Annotated in this window: 19 protein-coding genes; 7 read left to right on the forward strand and 12 right to left on the reverse strand. The window is 38.1% G+C overall.

Features of this window, described 5'->3' with window-relative positions; translation table 11 throughout:
* Positions 1 to 30: 30 nt before the first annotated feature.
* From AA650_RS10295 to AA650_RS10305, 4 genes are all read right to left on the reverse strand, one after another.
* Positions 31 to 8253: a non-ribosomal peptide synthetase gene (locus tag AA650_RS10295; RefSeq protein ID WP_053538952.1), complete on the reverse strand. Its 8223-nt coding sequence runs from the start codon at positions 8251 to 8253 to the stop codon at positions 31 to 33.
* Between the two features lie 333 nt (positions 8254 to 8586).
* Positions 8587 to 8778: a hypothetical protein gene (locus tag AA650_RS27810; RefSeq protein ID WP_199924420.1), complete on the reverse strand. Its 192-nt coding sequence runs from the start codon at positions 8776 to 8778 to the stop codon at positions 8587 to 8589.
* 746 nt (positions 8779 to 9524) lie between these two features.
* The gene (locus tag AA650_RS10300; protein ID WP_053538953.1) at positions 9525 to 9782 is read right to left on the reverse strand and encodes a MoaD/ThiS family protein; all 258 of its coding nucleotides are present in this window, start codon (positions 9780 to 9782) and stop codon (positions 9525 to 9527) included.
* Between the two features lie 8 nt (positions 9783 to 9790).
* Entirely contained in the window at positions 9791 to 9979 is a 189-nt protein-coding gene (locus AA650_RS10305) for a hypothetical protein (RefSeq protein ID WP_053538954.1), read from the reverse strand.
* 87 nt (positions 9980 to 10066) lie between these two features.
* Between AA650_RS10305 and AA650_RS10310 the strand changes: the two genes are divergently transcribed.
* Positions 10067 to 11398 (forward strand): aromatic ring-hydroxylating dioxygenase subunit alpha, encoded by a 1332-nt coding sequence (locus tag AA650_RS10310; protein ID WP_053538955.1) that lies wholly within the window; start codon positions 10067 to 10069, stop codon positions 11396 to 11398.
* Between the two features lie 96 nt (positions 11399 to 11494).
* Here the strand turns inward: AA650_RS10310 and AA650_RS10315 are convergent, their stop codons facing one another.
* The 4 genes from AA650_RS10315 to AA650_RS10330 form a co-directional block, all read right to left on the reverse strand.
* Complete coding sequence (locus AA650_RS10315) at positions 11495 to 12076, reverse strand: J domain-containing protein (protein WP_053538956.1); 582 nt, start codon at positions 12074 to 12076, stop codon at positions 11495 to 11497.
* A gap of 104 nt (positions 12077 to 12180) precedes the next feature.
* Positions 12181 to 12774: an ATP-dependent Clp protease proteolytic subunit gene (locus AA650_RS10320; RefSeq protein WP_027400925.1), complete on the reverse strand. Its 594-nt coding sequence runs from the start codon at positions 12772 to 12774 to the stop codon at positions 12181 to 12183.
* 86 nt (positions 12775 to 12860) lie between these two features.
* Positions 12861 to 13514: an ATP-dependent Clp protease proteolytic subunit gene (locus AA650_RS10325; RefSeq protein ID WP_053538957.1), complete on the reverse strand. Its 654-nt coding sequence runs from the start codon at positions 13512 to 13514 to the stop codon at positions 12861 to 12863.
* A gap of 39 nt (positions 13515 to 13553) precedes the next feature.
* Entirely contained in the window at positions 13554 to 14243 is a 690-nt protein-coding gene (locus tag AA650_RS10330; RefSeq protein ID WP_039202028.1) for an ATP-dependent Clp protease proteolytic subunit, read from the reverse strand.
* A 953-nt stretch (positions 14244 to 15196) separates the two neighbouring features.
* Between AA650_RS10330 and AA650_RS10335 the strand changes: the two genes are divergently transcribed.
* The 3 genes from AA650_RS10335 to AA650_RS10345 all read left to right on the forward strand — a co-directional run bounded on the left by AA650_RS10335 (position 15197) and on the right by AA650_RS10345 (position 18678).
* Complete coding sequence (locus AA650_RS10335) at positions 15197 to 16615, forward strand: HlyD family efflux transporter periplasmic adaptor subunit (protein WP_053538958.1); 1419 nt, start codon at positions 15197 to 15199, stop codon at positions 16613 to 16615.
* 69 nt (positions 16616 to 16684) lie between these two features.
* On the forward strand, positions 16685 to 17839 hold the full coding sequence (gene devC, locus AA650_RS10340; RefSeq protein ID WP_039203688.1) for an ABC transporter permease DevC: 1155 nt from the start codon (positions 16685 to 16687) through the stop codon (positions 17837 to 17839).
* A 122-nt stretch (positions 17840 to 17961) separates the two neighbouring features.
* Positions 17962 to 18678 (forward strand): DevA family ABC transporter ATP-binding protein, encoded by a 717-nt coding sequence (locus tag AA650_RS10345; protein WP_027400919.1) that lies wholly within the window; start codon positions 17962 to 17964, stop codon positions 18676 to 18678.
* A 143-nt stretch (positions 18679 to 18821) separates the two neighbouring features.
* On the opposite strand, the gene AA650_RS10350 is transcribed toward AA650_RS10345, so the two are convergent.
* Complete coding sequence (locus tag AA650_RS10350; protein ID WP_152540406.1) at positions 18822 to 19610, reverse strand: hypothetical protein; 789 nt, start codon at positions 19608 to 19610, stop codon at positions 18822 to 18824.
* A 105-nt stretch (positions 19611 to 19715) separates the two neighbouring features.
* Between AA650_RS10350 and AA650_RS10355 the strand changes: the two genes are divergently transcribed.
* The 3 genes from AA650_RS10355 (at position 19716) to AA650_RS10365 (ending at position 21650) form a co-directional block, all read left to right on the forward strand.
* A complete protein-coding gene (locus AA650_RS10355) occupies positions 19716 to 20528 on the forward strand; it encodes an HAD-IIB family hydrolase (protein ID WP_053538959.1) in 813 nt (270 codons plus the stop codon).
* A 501-nt stretch (positions 20529 to 21029) separates the two neighbouring features.
* Positions 21030 to 21368, forward strand: coding sequence for a Mo-dependent nitrogenase C-terminal domain-containing protein (locus AA650_RS10360; protein ID WP_053538960.1), 339 nt, complete (start codon positions 21030 to 21032; stop codon positions 21366 to 21368).
* A gap of 9 nt (positions 21369 to 21377) precedes the next feature.
* Entirely contained in the window at positions 21378 to 21650 is a 273-nt protein-coding gene (locus AA650_RS10365; protein WP_053538961.1) for a cupin domain-containing protein, read from the forward strand.
* Positions 21651 to 21718: 68 nt separating this feature from the next.
* Here the strand turns inward: AA650_RS10365 and AA650_RS29300 are convergent, their stop codons facing one another.
* The 3 genes from AA650_RS29300 to AA650_RS10375 form a co-directional block, all read right to left on the reverse strand.
* The gene (locus AA650_RS29300) at positions 21719 to 21952 is read right to left on the reverse strand and encodes a Uma2 family endonuclease (RefSeq protein ID WP_335337442.1); all 234 of its coding nucleotides are present in this window, start codon (positions 21950 to 21952) and stop codon (positions 21719 to 21721) included.
* A gap of 2 nt (positions 21953 to 21954) precedes the next feature.
* On the reverse strand, positions 21955 to 22302 hold the full coding sequence (locus AA650_RS29305) for a Uma2 family endonuclease (protein ID WP_335337443.1): 348 nt from the start codon (positions 22300 to 22302) through the stop codon (positions 21955 to 21957).
* Positions 22303 to 22423: 121 nt separating this feature from the next.
* Complete coding sequence (locus tag AA650_RS10375; protein WP_053538962.1) at positions 22424 to 22855, reverse strand: NUDIX hydrolase; 432 nt, start codon at positions 22853 to 22855, stop codon at positions 22424 to 22426.
* Between the last annotated feature and the right edge of the window lies 1 nt (position 22856).

The following is a 22856-nucleotide window of genomic DNA, read 5'->3' on the forward strand; positions in this document are numbered from 1 at the left end:
AATCTATGATTATTTTACTGACATCTGGCATTAAACCTCAAAATCGCCCAAAGCCTTATCCATACAAACTCTTAATTTTTCTGCCAAAATCTGAATGTTAGGTTCTTCCAATATGCCAATATGACTCCCAGGAACTTCGTGAATTTCTAACTCGCCAGTGATAAATTTCCTCCATCCCAGTTCAGGCGGTTCGATTTGATAATTGACGGAAGATACAGATACATCCATCGCTTTAAACAGGTTGACCCGTCCCGGATAAGGTTTGGGAGTATAAGCCTTAGCCGTCGCAACCATTCCCTCTCGATTATAGATGTGCGGCAGATACTGATTCCCATATCTGAGAACAAGCAGTTTCGCTTTCACCCTACCATTAACCCTTTCCATCAATTCTGGGAGAGTCAGCCGTAACAAATTAGCGACTCGCTGGCGGAGTGGTAATAATTTTCTGCCCCTTTCAATGTGCGTATCAAATAAAGCCAGTAACCCCACCTCCTGCCCTTGGGCGACTAGCTGCTGCGCCATTTCGTAGGCAACTACTCCGCCAAAACTAAGACCCATGAGAAAGTAAGGTCCCTCTGGTTGAAGAGTTCGCATTTCTTCGATATAGTGGGCTGCCAAATCTTCCATTTTGGGTAGAGAAAGCGCCCTATAAGTCGCTTCTGCCATTGCATAATGGAGAGCATAAATCGGCTGTTCTGGTCCTAAATAGCGACTTAAATCATTGAAATAAATATGGTGAATACCAAACAAAATAGGACGAGAGCCACCGGGTTGAATGGGAACGAGGGAATACCAGGGTGGTGTCACTTTTTTCTGTCGCAAAACCTTCGCCAGTTCTTCAACTGTTGGAGTTTGGAACAGAATAGATAAAGGCAGATTACTTGGGAAACTTTTTTGAATTTGGGCCAATAGCTTCACTCCCAGCAGCGAGTGTCCCCCCAGATCAAAGAAATTATCCCTCACGCCGATAGGTTTACGGGCAAGGACTTTTTCCCAAATCTTAGTTAGTTGGAGTTCCAATTCATCACGAGGAGCTAGGAAGGCTTTTGCGGTATCTTGTCTGCTTGAATCAGGTGCGGGTAGGGCGCGACGATCAATTTTGCCATTAGGAGTCAAGGGAATTTTTTCTAAAAAGACAAAAGCAGAAGGAATCATGTAGTCGGGTAACTTCTGTTTCACCAATTGGCGTAATTCGGTTTGAGTTAATCTTCCTTGGGGTTGCAGCACAATGTAAGCAATAAGACGTTTATCTCCGGGGATATCTTCACGGACAATTGTTACTGTGTTTAAAACATCGGGATGCTTACTAATAACGGCTTCAATTTCTCCTAATTCAATCCGAAATCCCCGAATTTTCACTTGAAAATCCTTTCTCCCTAAAAATTTTAAGCTGCCATCAGGTAGAAAACGCCCCCAATCTCCTGTACGATAAATGCGTCTTTTACCACCTGTAGGATCAGGAAGAAATACCTCAGCGGTGAGTTCAGGTTTACGCCAATAACCTAAAGCAAGATGGTGACTTCTAATAGCAATTTCTCCTATAATATCTGTCGGCATTCTATCACTATCAAGTAAAAGAATTTCCGTATCATCGAACGGATAACCTACCGAAATAGAATTACCAGGGATTGCTATTTCCTTATTGATTAAATATTGCAAATTAAAAGAAGATTCCGTACAGCCTAAACCATTCACAAAAATACAGTCATCAGCAAAGTATTCTCCATAGAGTTCAACATCTTGTTTAACAACTGTCTCCCCACCCAAAACAACTAAACGAATTTTTTCCAGGTCTTTTTTATCAGTGACTGAATTTAGGAAATAGCGATAGACTGTTGGTGTAGAGTGATAAATCGTAATCTCTTGTTCCCTTAACCATTGAGATAAATTTGCTAATCCTTCTTGTTTAAGATCAAAAGGATATAAAGTAGCTCCATTTAACAAAGTTCCGAAAATATCAATCACCGCAGCATCAGAACTATAAGATGAAAATAAGGTTAGTTTATCTTGAGTAGATATATGGAGGTTATTGGTGTAATTTCTAATAAAATGGATAACATTACCATGATTTTGGATAACCCCTTTTGGCTGTCCTGTTGAGCCAGAGGTATAGAGAAGGTAAGCAATAGTATCCGCTGATATTTTTTGATTAATTTCTTCATAAATATCTGTTATTTCAATTTGATCAATATTGATAATACGCAATTTTTCGCCTACCAAATCTTGAGCTTTATCAAAATTATGATCATTCGTTATAATCAAACTAGCAAGAGAATCTTCTAGTATATAAGATACTCTATCTTGAGGATAATCAGGGTCTAGAGTTACGTATATTTGACCTAATTTAAGAACACCCAAAATCGTAGCAATCATAGGTGCATCATGCTCAAATAGAAGAGCAATTCTGATCTGTTCATGGGGAAGATATGCAAGCAATTGTTGAGCGATATTATTAGCCTGCTGATTTAATTCTTCATAAGTCCACTCATAGTTTCTGGTCTTAATCGCAAAATGATGGGGATATTTTTCGACTTGCTGTTGAAACCGCGATGGAATAGATTGTTTAATGTCTGATTTGAGGAATTCTGTAAAGGGATTACTCGGTTGAATTAAATTACGACGACAGGATAATTGATAACGTTCCGTTTCCGTCAATAAAGATAAATTGGAAATAGGATATTCTGGATTCCTAACAATCACTTTTAATAATTGCTGAAAATGCTTTGACATTTCTTCAATGGTATCAGCATTAAAAAGAGTCTTGTTGTAAACCAATTGTAGATAAATATTCTTGTCTTTGTTTTCCAGATACAGCGTTAAATCAAACTTGGAATCAATTTCTTGACTTAAAAGGTTTTCTGCCTTTAAATCCATCAATTTCAATAGTGTTGATCCTGTGAAATTGATCATATTGAACCAAACCTGAAATAGAGGATTACGACTTAAATCTCTTTCTGGTTGGATTTCTTCTACTAATTTCTCAAAGGGTAAATCTTGATGAGTATAAGCTCCTAATGTTACTTCCCGCACTTGCTTTAGTAATTCTCGGAAACTGGGATTTCCTCCCAAATTAGTGCGAAGAACCAAACTATTTACAAAAAATCCAATTAAGGGTTCAATTTCTTGGCGATTACGATTAGCAATTGGTGTACCAACAATAATATCTTCCTGACCTGAATAACGATAAAGTAATATCTGAAATGCCGCCAGCAGAGTCATAAATAGGGTAACTCCTTCCTGCTGACTCAATGCTTTCAGCCCATTGGTTAGGTCTAGGGAAAGTTCCACAGATATAGATGCACCATTATAAGTTTGAATCGCTGGACGCGGATGATCTGTGGGTAATTCTAAGACGGGGAGACTACCGCCCAATTGTTGTTTCCAATAGGATAGCTGAGATTCTAAAACATCACCTTGTAACCAATTGCGTTGCCATTGGGCAAAATCTGCATACTGAATTGGTAATGCTGGTAAAGAGGGAGTTTCTTCCTTACAGGCTGCTTGGTAAAGGTGGGATAATTCCCTGTTCAAGACTCCCATTGACCAACCATCAGCGATAATATGATGGATAGTGAGGAGTAAAATATGGGTTGTCGCGCCTAAACGAAACAAACTCACTCGCAGCAGAGGCGGATTTTTTAAATCAAAGGGTTTATGACTCTCTTGAGTGACAAGGTGTTGAACTTGTAAACCTTGTTCTTCTAGAGACAATTCTCCTAAATCTGTCACCGGGATAGTTAAGGTTAATTGGGGAAGGATGATTTGAACCGGCTCACCCTCAGAGGACAAAAAGCCAGTACGTAAGGTTTCATGGCGGACAATCAGGGCATTTACGGCTTTTTCTAGGGCTTCAATGTTCAGTTTCCCTTCTAGTCGTAAACCTTGGAAAATGTTGTAAATAGCGTTAGCCCCTTCATATTGGTCAATAAACCATAATCGAGTTTGGGCAAAGGAGAGGGGTAAATCTTCAGTCCGTTCTGTCGGTTGTATTATGTAAGTGACAGAGGATGATTGACTGTTATCAACTGCAATGAGTTGACTTAACTGGGCTATGGTTGGGGCTTGAAACAGGTTTTGTAAGGAAGTTTCCACACCAAAGGCTTTTCGTATTCGGGAAATTACTTGTGTTGCAAGAAGGGAATTACCGCCAAGTTCAAAGAAATTATCGTCAATACCCAAAGACGGGATGTTTAAAACTTGTTGCCAAATTTGAGCAATCTTCTCTTCTACCTCGTTGCGGGGTGCTATCAAAACGCCTGTTTCCTGACGGATAAACCTTCGCACTAGTTTGTCTCTATCAATTGCACCATTTTCAGTCAAAGGGATTTCTGACACTTGTACTAACTTACAGGTGCAAACAGTTCCAAAATCGTCTTTTACCTGAAAATCTGCGTCAATTTCCACAGGGGAACTAGCAGTAAAATAAGCTGTTAGTTTTTGCAAACTCTCTGTTTCCACCTGCCAACGGCTGATATTGCGATTGTTGCCGTCTAAACCTATAAATAAGTGTCTTTGGTTATGGTGTAAAGCCGCCAACATCGAAGATATGGCTTGGCTAGAGGGCATAGCATAGAAACCTTTGGCACGGGTAAGGTTCTTCATCTGATATCCCGCACTCATCCCTATTTCATCCCACATACTCCAAGCAAAACAATAGCTTTGTAATGCACTCTGATATTTTTGGTAATGGGAAAAGCAATCGAGAAAACTATTGGCCGCAGCATAAGCACTTACGGCACTACCTCCAAAAAAACTGTTTATGGAAGAAAAATTGATAAAAAAGCTGTCTTTCTTGTCTTTGATTAATTGGTGTAGCGTCCAACTTCCTAACATCTTGGCACGTAGCAGTGCTGATAAGTTTTCTTGAGTTTCTGCTAACACAAACTGTTCATGGAATCTTCCTGCTAAATGGATTATTCCATCTAAGTTTTTTCCCCATTTGTTTTTAGCTTTTTCGACAATTGCCTGTAAATTATTTAAGTCACAAATATCAACAGCTTCATAAATTACCTCACCCCCAAGTTGCTCTAGTTCCTGATAAGCTTTAATGGGTTGGGAAATAGCATCTTTTTTTTGTAAATGTAAATCCCATGTACTTTTTTCTGGTAAGGGAGTTCTGCCAATTAATAATAGCCGAGCTTGGTAATTTCGTAATAAATATTTAGCAATTTCTACCCCTACACCTCCCAGTCCTCCACTCAGCAAATAAGTTCCACCTTGCTGAAAAGGAATTGGATGTTTGGGTTCTTTTGATAAATCCACTTTTTCCAAACGAGTCACAAACCGCTGCCCATTTCTGTAAGCAACTTCTCGTTCTTTTGAAGAAATTTGTAGTTCTTGGAGAATATAATCCCCATTTTTTTCAACTTCTCCAAAAGTTAAATCAATATGACGACAATCTAACCAAGGTAGTTCTTGTGGAATGGTTTTTATCAATCCTAGAGCTGGAGATTTTTCATAAGCTATTAGATCAGTTGACAAAATAGACTGAATGTGGTTGGAAATAAAGAGCAATTTAACTGAATGGTCAAAATCCTGAACTTTAGCTAATGCTTGAACTAGAAATAATAAACTATATATTCCTGGTGTTTGCGCTAGTTTAAGAGCTTCTAAACTTTCGATATCCCCAGTATATTCATCATAAGTCCATAGGTGAATAATTTGCCCGACGACAATATTTTTGTTTGCTAAAGAGTTAAATAATAACTGATAGTGTTCTGCTTCTTTTGGAGAAATTTGATAACAGGAATTATTGATTTCCAGAAAATTTTCTCCAGATGAAACAGTTATGTATGGCAGATTATATTGAGATAATATTCGACTTATGTAATCTCCCAATCCCCAGGAATCGAGAAATACTAAAGTAGGATTAATTAAATTTAGATAGTCCTTATTAATAAGCGGGGATTTGGGCTGCCAGATTTGCCGATAAAACCAGTTAGGAATAGTATGAGAATTGCCTAATAATATATCAATTCGTTTGAGAATTGGTTTAAATTCACCTATATGAAAACGCTGGCTTAGTTGAGAGCGTTGAATTTTGCCTATGGCAGTTTTGGGAATAATTTCTTTATCTACCGGAATTAAAAAATCTGGATTAATTCCTATTTGGTTGACAACCTGAACGCGAATCTCTTTGAGGAGATTTATCAAAGTTTGATCATCAGCAACTTGGGAATTAAAAAAGATGGCTAATTTATCGGTATTGCTGGCATTCACACGGACAGGACAGGCGGCTGTATAAGATATTTCTACCCCGTCAACTTCTTCCACAGCAGCTTCAATTTCGTGGCAATAATAATTAAGTCCATTGATAATAATTACATCTTTTTGTCGTCCAGTAATCGTTAAACGTCCTGAACGCAGAGTGCCTAAATCTCCGGTATTAAACCAACCATCTTCAGTGAAAGCTTCTTGGTTTGCTTGGGGATTTTGATAGTAACCAGATGTGACAGATGCACCTTTTACCTGCAATTGTCCAATTGTTTCTTCCTCAACTACCTGATTTTCAGTATTGACAATTCGCATAGCAAATCCAGGAATAGGCGCTCCCACTTCCACAAATTTTTGTTCGTTTGTCGTTGAGTCCAATAAAAAACTGTCAGAATAAGTAACTGCTGAAGATGTCTCAGACATTCCCCACGCTGGGTGCATTGCTGTGGAAGGGAGTTGATAGGATTTCAATAACTGCAAAAATCTTCTGGTTGTTTTGGCATCAATAATTTCACCTGCATTTAAAATAAATCCCATTGAGGATAAATCCCATTGGGGAGTCCGCTGGGTTAAAAGCTTTTCTAGTTGTTCATTTATCAGTCCATAAGCGAAATTAGGACTCCAGGTAATTGTGGCTCGATAATGAGAAATCCAATCTAACCATTTTGTCGGTTCTTGCAAAACCAATTCAATGGGAGCATGGATTTGCTGACAGCCCAAAAATACATCCCGGAAGTGGAACATAATTATCCCCCCAACATGATCTAGGGGAAACCAATTCAAAGAAACATCCTCTTTCGTGAAACCATTCATTAGAGTAGTCCCAGCAGAACGTCCAATCAAACTGCTATGACTCTGCATAACAGCTTTAGGTGTACCTGTACTTCCAGAAGTCAAAAGCAAAATCGCTAAATCTTCTGGTTGGCTGTTATGAAAGTTGAAATCTGGTTCAGATTTGTAGAGATTATCAATAATCTCAACTTGAAAATTTTCTAAATTAAAAAGTTTTGAGAAATCATGAATTTGAGGACATAAAGAAGCACTTGTTAATACAAGGGGTTTCTCTAACATCTGCCAAACATTCTGGAGTTTGCTTGTGGTACTGTTGATTTGATTATAGGATGGGGCGATGGATATGGGTACTGGCACAAATCCCCCTAATACGCAACCCCAAAAAGCAGATATAAAATCTTGATTGTTTTCTAATTGAAAAATTACTTTGTCTTGGGGTTTCAGTCCTAACTTTTTTAATCCAGCTAAAATTCTTTGGGCATCTTCCCATAATTCCCGATAAGATTGAATTTTCTCGCTACCATCGGACTGAATGTAGATGATCCCATTAGTTGATTGTTCAGCCGCTCGTTGCAACACTTCTCCTAATGTTTTGGGAGCGTTTCCTGGGTATTGCAGGGGTTCTCCATGACTAATAGCCGGCTTTTTTGATTCTATGTTCTGGTTAGTTTCTCTCTTTTCCCTAGATGTAATTGTTGGTATTTGAGTCTGATTATCTTCAGAAACTATTGCTGGAACTTCTGGTAATAAATCCTCTAAATGAAGAGGGGGAATTATCTTTACTTGCGGCTCAACTACAACTGCAACGCGCTCAATTTCTAATGATGAGTTTAGTTGTTTTTCTACACTATCTATCAAGTCAGAATCAATAACTTCTAATTTCAATAATGCAGCTTTATCTATCTTTCCGGTAACTGTTAAGGGTATGCTAGATACTGGGATGTAAGCTTTTGGCAGTAAAGATTCTGGTATAAGATTTTGTAGTTCTGATTGGATTTGTTCTGGGGATATGGGTAGATTAGAAACTATGTAAGCAACTAATTCAGATTGACCGCTTTGAGTTTTATTGATGAGAACAACACAGTCTTCAATTAAGGGGTTTGATAATAGAGTGGACTCTACAAAAGAGGGGGAAGAGGCTAAATTAGCCGCCTCTGTGTTATTTTCCTCTGACTTGGTCAAATTGCTTGCCTGTTTTGTGAATAAAGTGGATGTGGCAATTTCTATATTATTAACTGGGTTATTCATATAATTGATGTTAGATGTCAATTTTAAACAAGTTGGTTCTACCGCTCCTCTTATGATATTTTCAACAAAAACACATCCTAAAACCCTCACTCTGCTTAGATTTGAGGTTTAAATATCCTAGAGAGGTAGTAATGGTTATGACTGCAAAATAGGAATGTTTTAGCATAAAGGGAGCGGGTGAGAAAAAAAGTGGCTCTGCTAAAAAAACAATGAGCCACTAATTCTTATAAGTATGTTTGTGGAAGCAAGGATAAACGACAATGCTAATTAAATAATTCTAATGAACTGATTTTTTAGACAAGATGTTTACCTCATGTAATATCCATTCAAACATTATTTACACTCAAAAGAGTATTTAAGAAGTTGACTACCAGTGTTGTCATAATAAACACCAGGTTGATCATTCATGATGAATGAAACAGTCTCTCCTGGTTGTAAGGAAATAGTCTGTGATTTACCACTGGCAACAACTTGGTTATTTTTCAATGCCACTAATGTTGATGGTTTGACACCAGAGAATCGCATAGGGAATAAAAATCCATTTTGATCACGATCCAATGCACTACCGTTAGCATCTACAATGTTAGCAGGGTTTGGATCTGTACCAAAATTCCACTGTCCTGTAGCTCAGTATAAACCTACCATATGGTGTGTTATATTGTCAATTCTTTAAAAGATAAAATTAATAATTGTTACATTAGCACAAGGAAACCGGCATCCCAATAATCGTAAATAGAATGCTATAAGTAGTGAGACAGAATTAATTACACAATGTCATTGCGTAAGCGTTGCGTGGCGTTAGCCATATGGAACGAAGTGAAATGAGGCAATCGCAAGGGTTGTGATTGCTTCCCTTCGCTCGCAATGACTGTAAATATTTTTGTCCAATTACTTAGGATTAGGATTAATTTTTGTTTTTGAAAAAGCTCCGTATATTTGATGAAGACTGGGAAAATCAAAGGTAGTGTTTCGGATAAACAATTTCTCTGCGGTTATTTTGCAGCAATGTTCCAATTAAGTTTTTGGATCTTTACAGCACTTCCCGGTGTTATGAGGTAGAAGAACCCCTCCCCCTTCGGGTTCACCAGTCGCCTATGGTGGGAAACCCGCCTACAGCGCTGGTTCACCGCAAGCGATGAGGGGGCTAAGATGTACCCCATAAGAGCGGAAACCGCTGTATATCCCCTTTTTTATTTGAAACTTGCGATGTCTGGCTTAAAGGTGGGACTCTTGGGATGTGCAAAGCGTTCCGAAGAAAAGAAAAGCTTTTTTTACCCACCATTTACAGGTGGAATTAACACTACTTCGTCACCATTTTGAACAATGGTATCTGGTTCAACAAATTGTAAGTTGATACCAAAACGAGTTATTTCACGCCATTGGCTGAGTTCTGGATGTTCCTTAATTAGGCGATCGCACACAGCTTGCACAGGTGTACCATAGGGAAACTCCCACACTAACTCATTCACCCCATAAACTTCTTGATAAACAGCAAATAACTTAACGGTGACAGCGATAGATTGGGACATATAATTTTTTATACAACCTGATAATTTAATTGTTGGGGATTATTGTAAAATGAGGTTTTACTCATTATTCCCAGTCCACCCCAAATGGCAAAATGACTACGGTTACAGATTTGGTCAAAAGCAAAGTTAATTTCTGATGTGCGTCCGACAAAATGTTCTGGAGGAACTGATTTACCAGGAAAAAAGGGATTTGACATGGTGAATTTGAATAGTCCGATAAATTAAAATTTTTGGGATAACAATATAATATCAGTAGTCTACTTGTTTTATCTCTTAGAAGCAATATGCAATCTGAATTCAACTTTTTTCAGCATTGGTATCCTCTCATACCAATCGAAGATATTAATCCCCAGCGACCAACATCCCTCACTTTACTAGGAATGCGCTTGGTGATTTGGAAACCCAGTAACTCAGAAACATATCGGGTATTTTTAGATCAATGTCCCCACCGTCTCGCACCATTAAGCGAAGGTAGAATAGAAACTAAAACAGGTAACTTAATGTGTAGTTATCACGGTTGGGAATTTAATGAAAATGGCATTTGTCAGCGCGTTCCCCAAGCAGAAAACCCAGAACTTATTGCCAAAAATCAAGAAAATTTTTGTGTTATTTCCTTTCCAGTTCGTCAACAACAGGAACTACTTTGGGTGTGGACAGATCAAAAAACAGCAGCAATAGCTGAAAATACACCCTTACCTTTATCACCCCAAATAGACGCAGAAAAAGGATTTGTGTGGTCTAATTATGTTCGAGATTTGGAATACGATTGGCAAACATTAATAGAAAATGTAGCAGATCCTAGTCATGTTCCTTTTTCTCATCATGGAGTTCAAGGTAATAGAGAAAAAGCTAGACCTATACCTCTTAATATAGTCAAATCAACCATTAATTTAATTGAAGTAAATATCGAAAGGGGTTTCCCCACAACTATTACATTTGAACCACCTTGTAGATTAGAATATACAATTGAGCTTGGTAATACTGGCAAAAAATTAGGTTTACTGGTTTATGCTATTCCTGTATCTCCTGGTAAATCGAGAATAGTTGCTCAATTTTCCCGCAATTTTGCTAAGACCTTACATCGCTTTATTCCTCGTTGGTGGAATCATATTCATGAAAGAAATCTAGTATTAGATGGGGATATGATGCTACTAAATCAGCAAGAGTATTTATTACAGAAGAAACAATTACATGAAAGTTGGAAAACGGCTTATAAATTACCAACAAATGCTGATAAGTTGGTAATTGAATTTCGCAATTGGTTTGATAAATATTGTCAGGGTAAATTGCCTTGGCATGAAGTAGGAATTAATGTCAGTGAACCTACACCTATTAATGATAATCATGGGGAAATGTTGGATAGATATAAACAACATACCCAGCATTGTAGTAGTTGTCGAAGCGCAGTTAAAAATCTAGAAAGGTTGCAAATAGGACTTTTAGCATATTTTGTAATTGTTATATCTGGGGTAGCTGTATTACCAGATCATTGGCGGTTACAGCTAGGTTTGCCACTGCTAATTACTGCACTTTTAGGTTTAGGTGCTTACAGTTGGTTGAAATTTTCGCTCATTCCTAAATTCTACTTTGTAGATTACATCCACGCACAGAAATAAACAATTCAAAAATAAAGAATGAATCAATAATAAACTCTTACCAATCACCCATTACCCATTACCCATCACCCATCACCCATTACCCATTACCCATTACTAAAGCTTCAATTCCAAACGTTGAAAATCTTGCTGAATTTCAGACCATAAAGTTTTATTGTACGGGTCAGTTTTCAAGGCTTTTTTCAGATAAATTCTGGCTTTTGGGAGTTGTTTTTGCGTAATTAAAGCTCTTCCCCAGATTTGATAAGCGATCGCCAACCATTGACGCACCTCCCCATCCCCCGGTAAACGCGCCACTAAAGCCTCTGCTAGAGCGATCGCCTGGGGAAACCGTTTTTCCTGTAAAAACCGCTGTAATTGCTCATAAGTCTTCCACTTTAACCGCTGTTCAATCTCCTGCAAATTTTGTGGACGAGGTGTAACCATTGTTTTCGGTGCTGCTGGTTGAGTTTGCACTTCTGTCGCACTAGTCCTTGGGTTAATTTCCTCCGGCAGTAAAACCGTTTGGAGAAACTTATAAGCCTCAGTTACCGCAATAAACTTATCTTTTGCTTTGAGATCATCTGGGTTGATATCAGGATGATACTGCTGAACCAATCGGCGATAGGACGCTTTAACATCAGCAAAAGAAACTCCCGACCTTAAACCCAATATCCGGTAATAATCTTCAAGATCCATGTTGCTTCATTTGACTTCAATTCAAAATTCAAAACTAAAAATTCAAACCGAGAAACTCAGACTTTTGAACCTTACAGCTTGAATTTTGAATCATTTTCCCCTATTTAAATACGTTCTTCAATCACACGATCAATTAAACCGTATTCCTTAGCTTCTTGAGCAGACATAAAAAAGTCACGATTCATGTCCTTCTCGATTTTCTCTAAAGATTGACCAGTATTATCAACATAAATTTGATTTAACTGGTGACGAAGCCGTAAAATCTCCCTAGCCTCAATGGCGATATCGCTTGCCTGACCACGAGTTCCACCTGAAGGTTGATGAATCATAATTCGGGAGTGAGGCAAAGCCATCCGCTTCCCCTTTGTCCCCGCAGCCAACAGAAAAGATCCCATAGAAGCAGCTAAACCGACACAAATTGTCACCACCTCAGACTTAATGTGTTGCATAGTATCGTAAATCGCCAATCCCGCAGTCACCGAACCACCGGGAGAATTGATATACAAATAAATTGGCTTAGTTTGATCATCGGAATCTAAATAGAGCAAATAAGCGACAATCGCATTAGCGATACCATCATCTACTTCCTCCGTCAAAAAAATAATGCGCTCCCGAAATAGACGATCTTCGAGATCGATCCATTGTTCATAGGTGCTACCTGGGAGACGATAAGGAACTTTGGGAATACCAATAGGCATAGGACAATTTTAGTGAAGACTATGAAAATAGAACTGGAGAATTTCCGTCAAAGTTGAGAAGCCAGAATCCAAAATAGAGAGCAAACTCAAATAGAGCTTGGCAAATTCTTGGTACTTTCTAGCACCCGATCAATTATTCCGTATTCCTTCGCTTCCTGGGGAGTCATATAGAAAATACGTTCACTATCTTTCGAGATTTTTTCGGCTGTCTGTCCCGTATTTTGGGAAAAAATATCAAAAATTATCTTTTCTTTCTGCAACACCTCTTCCGCATTCACTTGAATATCTGTTGCTTGACCCTGAGTAGCCACACTAGACTGAGTCAGAGCAATATTGGCATGAGGTAGACTGAATCTTTTTCCCTTCGCCCCAGATGATAGAATCAATGCTGCCATACCCACTGCTTGACCCAAACAGATAGTAATAATTTCTGACTTGATGTACTGGATTGTGTCATAAACTGACAAACAAGCCCTAATTGACATCATTCCCAAACTTTCATCCATACCAGCCAGCACAGGATCACCCAAAGAATTGATATAAAGGTAGATTGGCTTACTCTGATCCTCGGACTCCAGATACAGCATGGCAGATATCAGGGAATTAGCCAGAGTCGTATCCAGTGGACGATTCAAGAAGAGAATCCGCTCCTGCGCCATCCGTTGATCAATACTGACCCACTGCCACTGGTTACCACCAGGAATGTTATAAGGAACTTTTAGTGATGAATCAACAGCCATAGGGTTAATTAGAAGAAATTAGAGATGATGAGAACCAACTTAAGCAATCATTGGTAAAGGTTTCGGCAGATCCTTCATGCTTTCGAGAACGCGATCAATCAATCCGTATTCCTTGGCTTGTTGGGGAGTCAAATAAAACATCCGCTCAGTGTCCTTGGCAATCTTTTCAGGAGACTGTCCAGTGTTTTGAGAGAAAATATCCAAGATAGCCGTTTTGTTAGCTAAGACTTCCTTGGCATAAATTTGAATATCTGTTGCTTGACCTCTAGTACCACTGCGAGGTTGATTCAGGACAATAGTGGCATGAGGTAAACTAGCTCGCTGACCCTTAGTTCCGGCAGATAGAATCAGTGCTGCTGTTCCCAATGCCTGACCAATGCAAATTGTATGTACGGGTGTTTTGATATAGTTAATAGTATCACAGATAGCAAAAGCTTCCGTTTCGTAGCCGATCGCATCTCCTGTATACCAAGATGTACCCGTTGAATTGATGTAAAAGAAGATTGGCTTGTCTGGATTGTCAAATTTCAGATAAAGCAACTGAGCAATAATTAGCTTGGTTACATCAACGCCCATTTGCCGTTTGTATTCATCTGCTGAAACTAAAGGCATTCCCAGATAGACAATTCGTTCTTTTAAAAGTAGAGAAGCTAAATCTGGTGGCGGTGTCCGGTAGGAACTATCGCCGTAGTAAGAAGCCTGAACTGACTTGATGGGGGAATTTTCCATAGCAACTGATGATCTGAGATTATGCCGTTAATGTATTACATCCTAGCGCGATGCTCACCCAATTTAGGGTGCGGATTTCTCCCTGATAGTTAAAAAAGCTAGATTTTAGTGAGTCCCGCCAAAAAAAAATACAGTCTATCCCAAAAAAGTCAGAAAGTAGGGGCGCAGGGCCTGCGCCCATCAATCCCCATTTATACGCCCATCAATCCCCATTTATACGCCCAGTAATCCCCATTTATACACCCAGTCATCCCCATTTATACACCCAGTCATCCCCATTTATACGCCCATCAATCCCCATTTATGCGCCCATCAATCCCCATTTATACGCCCATCAATCCCCATTTATACACCCATCTATCCCCATTTATTGTTCTTTTTGAGAAAAAATAACCTATTTACGCCATGATGTCCTAAGATGCTCCCAATTGCTATTACCTTATCTGTAAAATGCGTTACGTTTTCCCTCAACTGATAAATGTAGAATTTAGATGAAGTTATCACCACTGAGACTTCTGGGAGGAAAAATAACGTTAATCACTAAAATTCCTAGTTGTCTGGTTTCGGCTGATAATTAGTAATTATTAATTGTTAAAATTCTTACCTATTTACTCAAAAGTTTTATTTTCTCTTGTAAACTTTAACTTTTGAAGTTTCCCACATCTTCTAAAAAATAAGATGTGAAATCTCAACTACTAATGATTTATTAAATCTACCAATTATTGTATCCCAGGTTGCTTTGAGACAGAAATTTTCATGTCAAGATAATACACCTGAATAATCACAGAGTGTAGTTTATGCAAGGTTAATCATACCCAACAATAATTATAAACTTGCCAAAACAAAAGCCCCAAAAGGTGTAAGTCTTACATAAAGTTTGCTGTGGATTTTAATTACAGCTAATTTACTTTTTTAGTTTCATCACCATAATTCAGATAAATAGGTTAAATATCATGTCAAGGGTGAATGAAAAATCAAAATCCCCAGAAAAGGCACTTGAGCAGCCAAAAATTTGGTTGAGTATTGCCGTAGCTTTGCCAGTAGCTATAGCTGCTGGGTTCTTAGCTACAGCGAGAATGGAACAATTAAAAAAACTGACTTCTACTGTATCTGTAGCCCCAGTTCCTAATAGTATTACTGCCATAGGACGCTTAGAACCAAGAGGAGAAGTAGTTAAACTTTCTGCTCCAGCAGGTTTATCAGGGAGTTCACGAGTACAGCAACTTTTAGTCAGAGAAGGACAACGAGTACAGCAAGGACAGGTTGTGGCAATTTTAGATAGCCGCGACACTAGTATGGCAGTAGTAGAAGAAGCCAAAGCTAAATTGCAAGAATCCCGTGCAAATTTAGCCCAAGTTAGTGCTGGTCCACCCAGAGATGCTCAAGCTCAAAGATTCATTATTTCTCGGTTACAAGCCCAATTAGCGGGGGAAAAAGAGGCTCAACAGGCAACAATTAGCCGAATTGCTGCCCAGTTAAGTGGTGAGAAGGTTGCCCAACAAGCTACAGTCAACCGTTTGGAAGCGGAACTAATGGGACAAAGAAATTCCTTGAAAGCTAATATGGAGCGGATTAGAGCCGAACAAAGAAACGCTCAAGTAGATTATGGGCGCTATGAATTTTTATACAAACAAGGTGCTATTTCTCAGCAAGAGCGCGATCGCCGCCGCTTAAGTGCATTAACTACAAATCAACAGTTAATCGAAAGTCAAGCTAGTTTAAAACGGGCAATAGATACCATCCAACAGCAAGTTTCCGAAGCTAGAGCTAATCAAATTAAAACCCTAGCCACTTTACAACAGCAGTTAATTGAAGCCACAGCCAACCGCAACAAAACTGTCTCCACTTTACAAAGACAAATAGACGAAGAAAGAGAAAGATTGAGCAGAATATTAGTAGTTAGTCCATTAAATGTTCAAGTAGCCCAAGCACAAGTTACTAATGCCATTGCTTTAATGAGAAAAGCTCAAGTAGAACTTCAGCAAAGCTATGTTAAAGCTCCTAGTTCTGGTGAAATATTAAAAATTCATACCAAATCCGGGGAAATCATGGGAGCAAATGGAATTGCGGAAATCGGACAAACAGATCAGATGTTCGTAGTTGCAGAAGTTCCTGAAGATAGTATTAATAAAGTCCGTTTAGGTCAAACTGCTACTATCTCTAGTGACAACGGCGCATTTAACGGTCAATTAAAAGGCAGAATCACATCAATTGGTAGAAAAATTGGCAAAAAAGATGTCTTAAATAATGATCCAGCCGCAGACATTGATGCCAGAGTTGTAGAAGTGAAAATTGCCCTATCTCCAGAATTTACCAAGCAAGTTTCTGGTTTAACTAACGCTAAAGTCACCGTAGAAATTAATGAGAATTAACATCATATTTCTATGCCAAATATTCATGTTCAACTACTTAATTAGTATCCAGATCAAAAGATTTAGAAAATGGCAGTAAAAATACCTTTATCTTGGCTACAACTGACAAGAGAAAAAACTCGCCTAGCCGTAGCTTTGTCAGGTATTGCCTTTGCTGATATTTTAATGTTCATGCAGCTAGGTTTCCGAGATGCACTCTATTACAGTAACGTCAGAATGCACAGTAGTCTAGTTGGCGATGTGGTTTTAATTAACAGTCAATCTAATGCTGTTTTGGCTATGAAAACCTTTTCCCAACGGCGTTTATATAAGGCGTTAGATTTGCCCACAGTTCAATCAGTACATCCTATATATTTAGACTATACAAGCTGGAGAAATCCTGTTACGGGTCGTCCTCGCAGTATCTTAATTTTTGGCATGAATCCAGAAGTTAATCTTTTTGATTTACCCGGAGTTGAGGAAAATTTAAATAAACTTAAACTGCCTGATGTGGTTTTATATGACCGTTCTTCTAGGGTAGAGTATGGTCCGATCGCTGATAGTTTTAATGCCGGAAAAGTTGTCACAGCAGAAGTACGCAGAAGAAAAGTTCAGGTGGGTGGATTATTTACATTAGGGGCATCTTTTGGTGCAGATGGAAATTTAATTACCAGTGATGTTAACTTTTTGCGAATTTTTAATAACCGTCAACGGGGATTAATTGATATTGGTATTATTAAGTTAAAACCTGGGGCTGATCCCATAGTGGTAGCTCAAGAATTGCGAAGTTATCTACCTACAGATATTAATGTTTTAACTAAGGAAGAATTTATTGAATTTGAGAGAAATTATTGGGCAAGTAGTACGGCTATTGGCTTTATTTTTACCTTGGGAACAATTATGGGTTTTATTGTAGGAACTGTAATTGTTTATCAAATTTTGTATACAGAAGTCAATGATCATTTATCTGAATATGCTACGCTCAAAGCTATAGGCTACACTCAAAATTATTTACTAACTGTGATTCTTCAAGAGGCTTTTTTATTAGCTGTTGTTGGTTATTTACCTGGATTTGGCTGCGCTCTTGTTCTTTATAATGTTGCTAGAGATGCTACACTTTTGCCTATATTTATGAGTTATAATCGCGCCATTATGGTAATCATGTTAACTATTTTAATGTGTTTTATTTCCGGGATGATTGCTATTCGGAAATTAAGCTCTGCCGATCCAGCCGATATTTTTTAGATTGGTTATTGGTCATTGGTCATTGGGAAGAAATATTCCCCAACTTCCCCAACTTCCCCAACTTCCCCAACTTCCCCAACTTCCCCAACTTCCCCAACTTCTGACTCCTACACTCCCCTATTATGATCAACAAAGAACCTGTAATATCTATTAAAAATATCAATCACTACTACGGTAAAGGATCGCTGAGAAAACAGATTCTATTTGATATTAGTTTGGAAATATATGCCGGAGAAATTGTGATTATGACTGGACCATCTGGTTCAGGGAAAACGACTTTATTAAGTTTGATTGGTGGGTTAAGGTCGGTACAAGAGGGAAGTTTAAAATTTTTAGGTGATGAATTGTGTGGTGCTAGTCAAAACAAACTGGTACACATGAGACGTAAGATTGGTTATATTTTCCAAGCTCATAATTTATTGGGTTTTTTAACGGCTCGGCAAAATGTGCAAATGGCTGTGGAATTAAATAATAGTATTTCCCAATCAACGGCTATTTCTCAGTCAGAGGAAATGCTGGCATCTGTAGGTTTGCAAGAACGGGTTAACTACTATCCAGATAATTTATCTGGTGGACAAAAACAAAGAATAGCGATCGCTCGCGCCTTAGTCAATCATCCTCCCCTAGTCTTAGCCGATGAACCAACAGCCGCATTAGACAAACAATCAGGACGTGATGTAGTAGAAATCATGCAGCGTCTAGCCAAAGAACAGGGAACTGCCATCTTATTAGTAACTCACGACAACCGGATCTTAGATATTGCCGATCGCATTGTGGAAATGGAAGATGGTCTTCTTACTCGTGATGCTCAAAATATTCCTTCTAAGCATAACTCATAATTTGGGTGATCCGTCTTCTTAAATACGCCTTATATTTTGCTAACCAAAAGTCTGTCTCTGTTTTGAATTTTCCGATATTTGTTAGTAATTTAAAGTGGTGATTATTTCTGAATCGTAACTGCATCAGATAAATCTACTAACTACTATTGTTTCGTCGGAGGAGTTTGACGGCTAGTTCTAAATGTCACATTTACCCCCTCATTTGACTGTTCTAGTACCAGCAACGGAGTCGGTTTAGCCTTTTGATCCCAGTGTATATAAACAATCCGACCTTGAATAGTAGGTTGCCAAGTATCGTCATCTTCCCTGGGGCTAAGGTATGTCTCTATACAATTAATAATTTGAGTAATGGTAGAAGAAGTAGCTTGAGTTGGTAACTTCACTAACCGAATTTGCGCTCGAAACAGCACCCGCTTGACAATGTTGGGCGCTACACCAGTTTCATACTCGACATCAAACGTTTCATCTACCTGCCTACCTGTGCTACTAGAAATCCCTACAGATCCTTGGTTAGCTTGGCTAGGACGCAGTGATAGAGAAATCTTATCTTTAACTTTGATTTTAATTTGATTAACTAGAGCAAAATGGAATACCTCCTCTGACATTCGCATCCGCAGATAATCTAGGTTAAATTCTCGTGAGTGAACTAAATCTGGATTAGTCTCCATTTTGCGAATAGTTTCCAAAGCCAACTTCAACTTTTTCTCTAATTCTCGCGTGCGGAATTGTTCAAATTTAAGTTTTTTATCACCCCTTTGCAGGAGGATTCTGCCATAGGCAATCACAGCAACCAGCACTAAAACCATTCCTCCACCCGCAAATAGTAGCAATGGTAGAGGTAAACTCTGAGACTCGTGGATAACAGGTGAGACTTTATTTGTCTTTGTTGTCTTAGATCCAGAAGATTGAGCCAGAAAAATCGTACTAACCATAATTTACAACCTGAAATTATTAACTACTGATATTTATAATACCCAAATCTTACTTAGTAGGTTGCTGTGGTATAAATATTTTTTACATTTTCTTGGTAATATCATATGTACAAACCTATTAGGGACTTGGATAAGCATCTTATTAATATACAGCAGTTGTCTGATATATCTACGCATTCATATCATATTTACCTACTGGCAACAGATATGGATGGAACAATCACTAAAAATGGCAAATTTACATCTCAATTACTAAATACTTTGGAGAGGCTATCCACAGCTAAAATTCCGGTCTTGATTGTTACTGGAAGGTCTGCTGGATGGGTAAGCGCTATCAGTAGTTTAATGCCCATAGCCGGTGCGATAGCCGAAAATGGTGGTTTATTTTATCCATCAGATAATTTTGATCCAGTCACACTCACCCATATTCCTGACCTAGTTAACCATCGTCAAGATTTAGCCAAAACTTTTGTTAACTTACAAACTTATTTTCCACAAATTCAAGAATCCGCTGATAATTTATTTCGAGTCACAGACTGGACTTTCGATCTTACCTCACTGACAACTGACGAATTACAAAAAATAGGTAATCTTTGTCAACAGATGGGTTGGGGATTTACTTACAGCAACGTTCAGTGTCATATTCAACCCCCAGGACAAAATAAAGCTGTCGGTTTATTAAAAGTTCTACGTCAATATTTTCCCACCTACTTCCCCGAACAGGTGATCACTGTTGGTGACAGTCCCAATGATGAAAGTTTGTTTAACCAGCGTTATTTTCCTATTTCCGTAGGTGTGGCAAATATACGCGGCTATGAAAATCAGTTACAACATCAACCTACATATATAACTACAGCAGCGGAAGGAGATGGTTTTTGCGAATTGTGTAGTTATATTCTAGAAAACTGTCAGCGGTAGGGGCGCTGTCAGATGTAGGGGCGCAGGGCCTGCGCCCAGTCACCGAGTCAGGAGTCAGAAGAAGAAAATTTCTTATTCCCTGTTCCCTGCGAGAAAGTAACCTCCACGACTTTTTTCTGAATCTGCTATCACCTAAAATTAATGTCATCATCTCCTAATGGTTATGCAGTCCAGCTAGAGGAGAAAGCCAGATACATCAGTGTTTCTAGCAATTCTCCCTGGAATTACTGTGCCGTTTCTCAACCATTCATGGGGATTTTATATATAAAATTACTATATTCAATATCAGAAATCCATAAGCTAAGGCTATACCATTTTTATATTTTCTTTGTTATTTTGTATTCAACTGAACAGTTCTTCAACACAAAGCCAGTTTAAATAAAAATTAGTTCAACTACTTTACCGTTCTTTAAGTTCAGTGAAAATTTCCCAGATAATTTGTTGTGCAAATTGCCACATTGGCAAAATTTTATCAATCTCATCTACATAGGACTTACCATCATGCTAAAAACAAATAGTCAACCAATGATTCTCTCTAGTTTTGTGAACCCTATCAAAGAAACCCATTCAGTTAAAAATAAGTTTGATTTATTGCAAAAAATTCGTCAATGGTTCGACGAAATTGAAATTGATAATCCTCAAGTTGCTAGATTAATTGCTAAATTAATTCCTGCCCAATGTCCCTTTGCGCGTGATATCGTGGTTTTTGGTCGGAAAATTGCTCACATTCCGCCTATGTGCAAACTCAACCCACTGTATGAGCAGTTTGTCGGCTTGCGTTTTCGCGCATTATGTTATTTAGTAGATAAGTGTGGAGAAGACATCCAATCTTATTGTTAAATACAACTCATGGAAATTAAAGTCGTACATCAACCAAATCTTGCACATCTTAATGAGTTAGATGTATTCAACTGGCCAATTTGGGAAAAGGAAATATCTAAATTTTCCTGGACTTACGATGATCAAGAAACTTGCTACTTTTTAGCAGGTAATGCTATTGTCACTCCTGATGGAGGACAAGCGGTACAAATGGGTAAGGGAGACTTAGTAACTTTTCCCGCTGGGATGTCTTGTACATGGGAAGTTACCAGGGACGTAAGAAAACATTATTGCTTTGATTAATATTTCTGCAATCTCAATAACAATAACTAATATCTGAAGATATGAATTGGATGTTATTTAGAGGTTGGCTATGAAACTATTGATCCTAAAATATCATCTACAACTAAGTTAATTTCGGGGAATGCTTGAATTGACATTTTTTCTCCTCGACTGAGTTTTTGAATGTCGCTATAACCATTTTCGCTAGGGTAGCGATAAACAATAATCGCTTGTTCATAAATATCAACTAACCAAACTTCAGTAATACCACTACTAGCATAGAGAGGAATTTTTACGTCTCTATCATATTCTGCTATCTGCAACTTCAATTAAGAGAAATATATCCTGGGGTTGAGGGGTGTCCAGATTCATAAAAATCTGCACGGGGTTGTAGTAATGCGATATCTGGTTCAGGTTCAGATAAGTTATTGAGGATAATCGGATTTTGTACAGCAATTATGACTTTTTTACCCAGTAATTGCGAAAAAACTGAATTTAAACGATTTACACAAGCTGTGTGTCTTCTACCAATTGGTGACATTTCTATAATTTCTCCATTAATTAGTTCTACTTTATCATTTTCTGAAAAAATCCCGACTTCGCTCATTTGATGGTATTGAGAAACATTGAGACGAAAAATGTTAAGGTGTGGTTTTGCTAATTGTAAAGTCATAATTAACTTCCTATATTTACCTTTAGTTTTAATATAGCAATCTTGAGTGATTAAGATCCCCGACTTCTCAACTTAATTTATTATTTAGTGACAAGATAAAAAAGAAGTCGGGGATCTAAGTTTACAAATAATCAAAAAAGACTTCAGGAACTAATCTTAATTCACCAGATTTAAACCGAGAAATATCTACCCACAATGCGCGATGTTGACGTTCTGGTGTTTCTGCAAAAGTTAAACTTTCGATTTGATAAAACTTGGAATCAGCAAAGTCACATTCATAGAGTTGAATGATTTCATGTCCTTGTCTACCGTCAAAGGTAAATAAGTTTTCAATACAAGTTAAATAGCGAATATTTGTTAATTCGGCTTGAATTTCTTCTTGAAATTCTCTAGCTAAGGCTATGCGGCTAGTTTCGCCAAATTCTACGCCACCACCTAAAGCCCGATAGAATGTTGATTGTTTTGTCGAATCGAATCCTTCAGAAACAAATATTCTATTACCATCTCGGATGAGTGCTAAAACAATCACCCGAATTTGACCTTCTTTATTCATA

The sequence above is a fragment of the Anabaena sp. WA102 genome (assembly GCF_001277295.1).
GTDB lineage: Bacteria > Cyanobacteriota > Cyanobacteriia > Cyanobacteriales > Nostocaceae > Dolichospermum > Dolichospermum heterosporum.